8 protein-coding genes and 1 pseudogene are annotated in these 7,640 nt (G+C 60.9%); 3 read left to right on the forward strand and 6 right to left on the reverse strand.

What is annotated here, in order from left to right:
- A partial coding sequence (locus FY112_RS03005) for a helicase HerA-like domain-containing protein (RefSeq protein ID WP_151517634.1) occupies positions 1 to 1,204 on the reverse strand: 1,204 nt, incomplete at its 3' end.
- A gap of 224 nt (positions 1,205 to 1,428) precedes the next feature.
- Here FY112_RS03005 and FY112_RS03010 point away from each other — a divergent pair.
- Positions 1,429 to 1,821 carry a hypothetical protein gene (locus FY112_RS03010; protein ID WP_017959566.1) on the forward strand — a complete coding sequence of 131 codons (393 nt, stop codon included), beginning with the start codon at positions 1,429 to 1,431 and terminating at the stop codon, positions 1,819 to 1,821.
- Positions 1,822 to 1,973: 152 nt separating this feature from the next.
- On the opposite strand, the pseudogene FY112_RS03015 reads toward FY112_RS03010, so the two are convergent.
- Positions 1,974 to 2,287 (reverse strand): annotated as a pseudogene (locus tag FY112_RS03015) (type II toxin-antitoxin system RelE/ParE family toxin).
- A 3-nt stretch (positions 2,288 to 2,290) separates the two neighbouring features.
- On the reverse strand, positions 2,291 to 2,557 hold the full coding sequence (locus FY112_RS03020) for a type II toxin-antitoxin system ParD family antitoxin (protein WP_017959568.1): 267 nt from the start codon (positions 2,555 to 2,557) through the stop codon (positions 2,291 to 2,293).
- 195 nt (positions 2,558 to 2,752) lie between these two features.
- Here FY112_RS03020 and FY112_RS03025 point away from each other — a divergent pair, with 195 nt between their 5' ends.
- Together FY112_RS03025 and FY112_RS03030 are read left to right on the forward strand one after the other, a co-directional pair.
- Positions 2,753 to 3,208: an NUDIX domain-containing protein gene (locus FY112_RS03025; protein WP_151517636.1), complete on the forward strand. Its 456-nt coding sequence runs from the start codon at positions 2,753 to 2,755 to the stop codon at positions 3,206 to 3,208.
- A gap of 77 nt (positions 3,209 to 3,285) precedes the next feature.
- Positions 3,286 to 3,627: a hypothetical protein gene (locus FY112_RS03030; RefSeq protein ID WP_151517637.1), complete on the forward strand. Its 342-nt coding sequence runs from the start codon at positions 3,286 to 3,288 to the stop codon at positions 3,625 to 3,627.
- Positions 3,628 to 3,659: 32 nt separating this feature from the next.
- Here the strand turns inward: FY112_RS03030 and zwf are convergent, their stop codons facing one another.
- From zwf to FY112_RS03045, 3 genes are all read right to left on the reverse strand, one after another.
- Positions 3,660 to 5,168 carry a glucose-6-phosphate dehydrogenase gene (gene zwf, locus FY112_RS03035; RefSeq protein ID WP_151517638.1) on the reverse strand — a complete coding sequence of 503 codons (1,509 nt, stop codon included), beginning with the start codon at positions 5,166 to 5,168 and terminating at the stop codon, positions 3,660 to 3,662.
- Positions 5,169 to 5,303: 135 nt separating this feature from the next.
- Positions 5,304 to 6,074 carry a trans-aconitate 2-methyltransferase gene (gene tam, locus FY112_RS03040; RefSeq protein WP_131629136.1) on the reverse strand — a complete coding sequence of 257 codons (771 nt, stop codon included), beginning with the start codon at positions 6,072 to 6,074 and terminating at the stop codon, positions 5,304 to 5,306.
- An 87-nt stretch (positions 6,075 to 6,161) separates the two neighbouring features.
- Entirely contained in the window at positions 6,162 to 7,442 is a 1,281-nt protein-coding gene (locus tag FY112_RS03045; RefSeq protein WP_094086428.1) for a hemolysin family protein, read from the reverse strand.
- Positions 7,443 to 7,640 lie beyond the last annotated feature (198 nt).

The raw sequence follows: 7,640 nt of genomic DNA on the forward strand, positions 1-7,640 counted from the left end.
CGGCATCCGTAACCGGGCCGACGCGGCCGGAGGGCGGGCGGATCAGCGTGCGCTCGACGATCGAAGGCGCGCCCTTGGCCTCGAGCGTCGAGACCAGTGCCTCGCCGGTGCCGAGATTGGTAATGACGGTGGCGCAATCGAAGGCCGGGTTCGCACGGAATGTATCGGCCGCCGTCCTCACTGCCTTCTGCTCGCGCGGCGAATAGGCGCGCAAGGCGTGCTGCGCCCGGTTGCCGAGTTGGGCGAGCACCGTTTCCGGCACGTCGAGTGGATTCTGCGTCACGAAATAGACGCCGACGCCCTTCGAGCGGATCAGCCGTACCACCTGCTCGACACGTTCGGTCAGCACCTTCGGCGCGTCGTTGAAGAGCAGGTGCGCCTCGTCGAAGAAGAAGACGAGCTTCGGCTTTTCGGGATCGCCCACTTCGGGCAATTCCTCGAAGAGCTCGGAAAGCAGCCAGAGCAGGAAGGTTGCGTAAAGACGCGGGTTCATCATCAGCTTGTCGGCGGCCAGCACCGAGATCTGGCCGTAGCCGCTGTTGCTGGTGCGCATGATGTCGGTGATTTTCAGCGCCGGTTCGCCGAAGAAGTGCTCCGCACCCTGCTGTTCGAGAACGAGCAGCGCCCGCTGGATCGAGCCGACCGAAGCCTTGGAGATCAGTCCGTACTGGTTGGAAAGTTGGCTGGCGTTCTCGCCCATGTAGTTGAGCAGCGAGCTGAAATCCTTGAGGTCGAGCAACGGCAACCCGCCCTGGTCGGCGATCTTGAAGGCGATGTTGATGACGCCTTCCTGCGGTTCGGAGGCATCCATCAGGCGGGCGAGCAGCAGCGGTCCCATCTCGGCGATGGTGGTGCGCACCCGGTGGCCCTTCTCGCCGAACAGATCCCAAAAGATCACCGGAAACTGGTCGAATTCGTAGTCGGTGAAGCCGATCTGCTCGGCGCGCTTCGTCAGGAAGTCCTTGGGCTCGCCCCTGGCGGCGATGCCGGAAAGGTCGCCCTTGATATCGGCCGCAAACACCGGAACGCCGGCCCGCGAGAAACCTTCAGCTAGCACCTGCAGCGTCACCGTCTTGCCGGTGCCGGTTGCGCCGGTGACGAGGCCGTGGCGATTGCCGAATTTCAGGTCGAGATATTCCGGCTTATTGATGCTGTCATCGGGATTGCGGCTCGCGCCGATGAAAATCTTGCCTTCCTCGATCATTCGGAATGCTCCCTTGGGGCTCTGCCGCCATTTGTATGAGAAGGCGTGCTTCTGCCGCCTTCATCGAACCATCGTTTCCCTGTTATAAGCAGGGAGATGGATGCGGACAACTGTTTGCATTAAAAGCAAAACCGGACAAAGTGCGGCCCGGGGAGGGGTCGGCTTGAGTTGCGGTCGAATCTCGATTAACGTTGACGTTAACGTCAAAAAACAGGAGGCTGACGATGAATGAAATTGTGACCCAGATCGCCGATCGTGTGGGTATTGCGCCTGATCTGGCCGAAAAGGCGCTCGGCATGATGCTCGGCTTCCTGCAGCGCGAGGCCGCCGATGGTCCGGTTGCCAAGATGATCGAAGCGATCCCCGGCGGCGCCGATCTCGTTGCCCAGTTCAATGGCGAGGGCGCCGGCGGCGGCGGTCTGCTCGGCGGGCTGATGAGCTCGCTCGGCGGCGGCGGCATCATGGGGCTCGGCCAGCAGCTGATGGGCGAAGGCCTCGGCATGGGCGAGATCACCTCGCTTGCCAAGGAAACCATCGCGATCGCCAAGCAATATGCCGGCGAGGAGGTCGTCGACGAGGTCGTCGCTTCCGTCCCGGGCCTCAGCCAGTTCGTCTGAGCGACGACGAGAAAGAGCCTTCGCGGCGTCGCCGCGAGGCTCATCATATTTTGCCCTGGTCCCACTTGAAGAGGTGGCCAGTCGGCAGCACGGCAAGCTGAACCTGAGGGAGCCGTACCTGCCGTTCATTCGGAAGGCGCTCGCCGGTCGGCTCACCGTTGTCGCTCCCCGAGGAGTTCGTCGGTGATATCACGCCCACGCGCAAACACGCCCAATATGGTGACGTTATTGCCGCTCACCGAGAACGCCACGCTGACGCTGCGCCGATAGCCGATGATCCGGAGGCCAGGAATCCGGCCTTCCCGCACCGTGCCCCGTTCCGGAAACGTCTCCAGGGCCTCAATGAAAGTGATCACTGCGTGAACGAAGTCGCCGGCGATGCCGGTTCCCGCCTCAACGGCGATATCGGCTAGAGCTTGTCGAGTTCGGCTTCTGCCTTCGGATGGTAGATAATGCGGTAGGCTATGCCCTACTTGGCTTTCGCCGCGTCATTCCGGCGCTTGGTTTCAAAGCGGGCGCGCACTGTCTCGGCCGGGATGCCGAGGCCCGGCTTGTTCACTAGGTCGTCGTAGCGCGCCGGAATTTCTTCATTGAGCCAGCGCTCGCGGGCCGCCTCATGATCCTCCAGTAGCCGCAGGCCTGCACGGACAACCTCGCTGGCATTATTGTAGCGGCCGGACTCGAGCTGCTTCCGGACAAATTCTTCGTAGTGGTTCCCGAGCGCAACGTTGGGCATGGTTTTCGTTTCGTTGTCGTCAATATGAAGCTGTCACACCGTGATGGCAATAGATGTCAATCCTTGACGTTAAGCAGGTCGCTACTCATCCGATCGTCTGGTGATCGGCGGTATCCGGCCGCGGTGGCCCTGATCGCCTTGCCTTGCAGCCTCCGCCCGCTAATTAACGGCTGCCATTGGATGGAAGGAGAGCTCGTGACCGTCTGGCGCCCATCGCAGCAGATCAGGGTGAAGGTGATCGGCCTCGCCTGGCGGAAAGATCAGCTGCTTGCCGCCGAAGTGGAGGATGACAGCGGCCGCATCAAGGGCGTTCGCCCGCTCGGCGGCGCGATCGAATTCGGCGAAAGCCGCGAAGAGGCTCTGCACCGCGAATTCAGGGAGGAACTCGAGACCGATATCCGCATCGTCGGTCCCTGGCATCTGCTTGAAAACATCTACGAGCATCAAGGCGCAATCGGTCACGAATACATCTTCGCGGCCGATATCGAACTGGCCGATGCGTCGCTCTATCAGCGCGAGGAAATCCGCTATTCCGAACTCGACGAGACGGCGGCGACGGCGCGCTGGTTCGGCCGCGACAGTCTGCGGGACGCCGGCATCGATCTCTATCCGACAGGTCTCGACAGGCTGCTGTCGCGCTGGCGCGATTGAACCGGAGATCGCCTGCTCTGAGGCGCCATGTTCCAATCGCCAAACTTTGATCCTCCGCCTCCGCTTCCGGGGGAACAATGAGGTCGTCCTGCTGTTTCTGTCGCATCGCTGAAACCATAGGGAATAGCATCATGCGTATGTTTCTTGCAGCAGCCTCGATCATTCTCCTCGGCTTCGCCGCTCCGGCTTTCTCCCAGGCACTTGCTGATATGGACTCTAGCGGCCGCTTCGGCGGCATGCCACCCGGCACGGTGCCGGGGGCGGAATCCAATGGCGGACTCATGATTCCGCTCGATCCAGTCGAAACTGGTGATATCACCGTCGTCATTCCGTCGGATCGCACCACCTGCCCGCGGCCCGGAACGCGTCAGTACCGCGCGGCAGAGCGCGACGGTACGTTAAGCGACGCCTGCCGCTGATGGGATAGTCCCAGATCAGGAAGCAGGACCGGCTATTTGTCGTTTTTGTGCAGCACGACGCCGAGTTCATGCCACTGCCGCCTGTCGCGCTGGATCAGTTCGTCGGCGCAGATCGGTCCCATGCTGCCCGGCGCGTAAGCGTCAGGCACGCTCTCATCCTTGGCCCAGATATCGAGGAAGGGTTGCACCGCAGCCCATCCTGCCTCGATCCCGTCGGCGCGCTGGAACAGCGTCTGGTCGCCGATGAAGAGATCGTAGAGCAGTGATTCATAGCCGGTCGTCTTGGCAATATCGAATTTGTCGGCATAGCGGAAATCGAGCGATACCGGCACGGTATCGACCGAAAGCCCCGGCGATTTGATCGAGATTTCCATGCTCATGCCCTCGTCGGGCTGCACCTGGATCACCAGCCGGTTCGGCGGCAGGCGCCGCTTGACGTCGGTCTCGCGAAACTGCGCGAAGGGAACCGGCTGGAAGGTGATGACGATCTCAGTGTCGCGCGCCGTCAGCGCCTTGCCGGTCCTGAGATAGAAGGGCACGCCGGCCCAGCGCCAGGTATCGGCATAGAGCTTCAGCGCCACGAAAGTCTCGGTCCGGCTGTCGGGCGAGACGTCCTTGGTATCGCGATAGGCCGGAAGCTCAGCACCGCTGAGCGGGCCTGCGCCATAGGCGCCGCGCACGCCATGCGTCTTGGCCTCCTCAGGCGTATAGATGCGCAGCGCCTTCAGCACCTTGCTCTTCTCGTTGCGGATCGCTTCGGCATCGAAGCTGTTCGGCGGCTCCATGGCGATCATCGCCAGCAGCTGGAAGAGATGGTTCGGCACCATGTCGCGCAATGCGCCGGTTGCATCGTAGAATTTGCCGCGGCTGCCGACATCGACGATTTCGGCGGCGGTGATCTGCACATGATCGATGTAGCGGCTGTTCCACAAGGACTCGATCATCATATTGGCGAAACGCGCCGTCATCAGGTTCTGCACGGTTTCCTTGCCGAGGAAATGGTCGAGCCGGTAGACTTGGCTTTCCCCGACCTGCGCGAGGATCTGTGCATTGAGCGCCCGCGCCGAGGCGAGATCGGTGCCGAACGGCTTTTCGATGGCGACGCGGCGGAAGACGCCGTCGCTTTCATTGGTCAGCCCATGGGCGGCAAGTTTCTCGACGATCGTCCCGAAGAAGGATGGCGGCACCGCGAGATAGAAGGCGGCATTGGCATGCGACCCCAGCCGCTTGCCGATCTCGACGAAAATATCGTCCTTGGTGAAATCTCCGGACGTATAGGAAATGCGCCGGCGCAGACTTTCCCAGGCTTCGTCCTTCACCGTCGGCGCTTCGCCGCTCAGATGGTTGAGGAATTGATCGAGCCGCCCACGCAGGAATTCGTCGTCACCCGGTTCGATGCCGATGCCGAGAATGTGGAGATCCTCGCCGACCAGGCGGCTGCGCGTCAGATTGATGATCGCCGGCACCAGCAGGCGGCGCGTCAGGTCGCCCGTGGCGCCGAAGATGACGAGGGTGACCGGCGGGGTAGGGGCAGCGTCCATGTGTCATCTCCTTGGAATTTGCGGCCGACTATACTGCGCGCCGGCTTTGCCGCAACATATGCAGGCGAGGGATAACAAGCATTTGACACCATCCGGACTGGATGAGCCCACGTCAGCTTGGTGGTGGGCGGCCGATTACCCTTTCACAGCCACCACGAAGGTCCTCGGAAACCTGAGCAGCACCCGCCCGTCCGACATCTTGGGATAGGCCTTTTCCACCCGCTCCAGGTATTCGGCCAGGAATGCCTCGCGATGCTCCTCGCCGGCATGGGCGAGGTAGGGCATCAGTCCGGTTCCCTTCACCCATTCGACAATCGCTGCAGCATCCGCCATCGGGTGATTGTAGACGGTGTGCCAGATATCGACGCGCGATGCTTTTGCAATCAGCCTGGAGTAATAAGTGGACGACGGCGGCAGCGCCTTGCGGCGCACGCTCTTCGCTTCGAAGGCGGATTTCCACGGGCCGGCATGGGCGGTCTCTTCCATTGCCAGATGCGAGGGTTCGCCGAGATTGTCGGGCATCTGCACGGCAAGAATGCCGCCTTCGGAAAGCCCGTCCATCAGTCTCTCGAAGATGTCGAGGTGATCGGGCAGCCACTGGAAGACCGCATTGGCAAAGAGCAGATCGGCCGGTTCGGCCGGGTGCCAGCTGGCGAGATCAGCCTCGACGAAGGCTGTGCCCGGCAGCCTTTTGCGCGCCGCCTCCAGCATGTTGATGTCGCTGTCGAGGCCGGAGATGCCGGCAGCCCCATAACGCTCGATGATGAGTTCGGTGGAATTGCCCGGCCCGCAGCCGAGGTCGATGGCGCGACGAAGACTCTGCAACGGCACCTGTGCCAGAAGATCGCGCGCCGGCCGCGTGCGTTCGTCCTCGAATTTCACATATTGGCTGGCGGACCATGCCATGGCGGTACCTCCTGGTGTCGGACCACGTCTTCCATGCGGACGGTGTCGATGTTGCTGCCGTCGAGCTTGACGACACGGGCCAAGCCGTCACCCTCGATCTTCAGACACAAGTATTTTGTCGACGCGCCTCCCGTCGAGATCGATGACCTCGAAGCGCCATCCACCTCTCGTGAAGCTCTCCCCCAATTCGGGCAGATGTTTCAGCTCTTCCAACACCAGACCGGCGACAGTCTGATATTCCAGATCGTCATCGAGCCTGAGGTTTAAGAATTCAGCGAATTCGTCAATCGGCGTCCAGCCCGACACGAGATAAGAGCCGTCGTCTCGACGAGCGATGGCCTGTTCATCGACAGGTCCCTCCTGCAGAGCCCCCATGATTGCTTCCAAAATGTCACCCGACGAGACAATCCCCTCGAAGTGGCCGTACTCGTCGAAAACCAGCACCATATGAATGGGCGATTTCCTGATGGCTTCAATAACATTGATGGCAGTTGCGAGGTCTGAAACCACCGGGACATCCTGCGTCAGCGCCCTGATGTCGACAGTCCCGTGTTCGGACATCGCGTCGTAGAAGTCCTTGACCGGAAGGATGCCGATCACCTCGTCCGAACTGCCTTTTCGAACGGGCAACCGCGACCGCTTCGTCCTGTGCAACTGGGTCCGGATTTCATCAAGGCTGTCGTCAATATCGATAATTTCGACGTCGCGTCGGGGCGTCATAAGCGCTCGGGCGGTGCGGTCCGCCAGCCGCATGACACCCGATATCATCGCGGACTCTTCGCTTTCGATCACTCCAGCCGACTGCGCCTCGGCCAGAACAGTTTTGATCTCTGCGTCAGAGACATTGTCGCCACCTTTTCCTGCCTGGCCCAAGAGCTTGAGCACAAGATTTCCGGAGGCGTTTAGAAGCCACACAAGTGGCAGCGCGATTTTTGAAAGGACCGCCATAGCTGGTGCGACCTTGGCCGCAACCGCTTCGGGTTCCCGCAATGCGATCTGCTTTGGAACAAGTTCGCCGATGATCAACGAAAGATATGTGATTGCCACAACGACCGAACCTACGCCAATGGCATCAGCGGCCGTCGATGACATTCCCTGGGCTTCCAGCCATCCGCTCAGGCGGCCGCCGAGCGTGGCCCCTGAGAAAGCGCCGGATAGAACGCCGACCAGCGTGATGCCGATCTGCACCGTAGAGAGAAAACGACCGGGGTTTTCGGCAAGTTTGATCGCTTGAGCTGCGCCCTTGCTTCCATTGTCGGAGAGAACCTTCAGGCGGGCCGTTCGAGAAGACACGACGGCCAGCTCAGACATGGCGAGCACACCATTCAGGATGGTGAGAAACGCCACAATTCCAATTTCCAGAAACACGGGGACCCTATTCGTTGAGGTTGTAATGCCGCATTCGTCAGGCGAAGCGGCGAGGCATTCGAAGGGACGCTCTATATACGCATATACGCGTCGCCGATCGTCTTTCCATTATCGTGTTGACCTCAGTTGAGGTTCCATCAGACCGCTCCTCTGAAGTGAAAGTCAGGACATCGGTAAAACCGGCAGGCTGCGGCCACC

Source organism: Rhizobium sp. PEPV16 (assembly GCF_008919455.1).
Taxonomy (GTDB): domain Bacteria; phylum Pseudomonadota; class Alphaproteobacteria; order Rhizobiales; family Rhizobiaceae; genus Rhizobium; species Rhizobium leguminosarum_Q.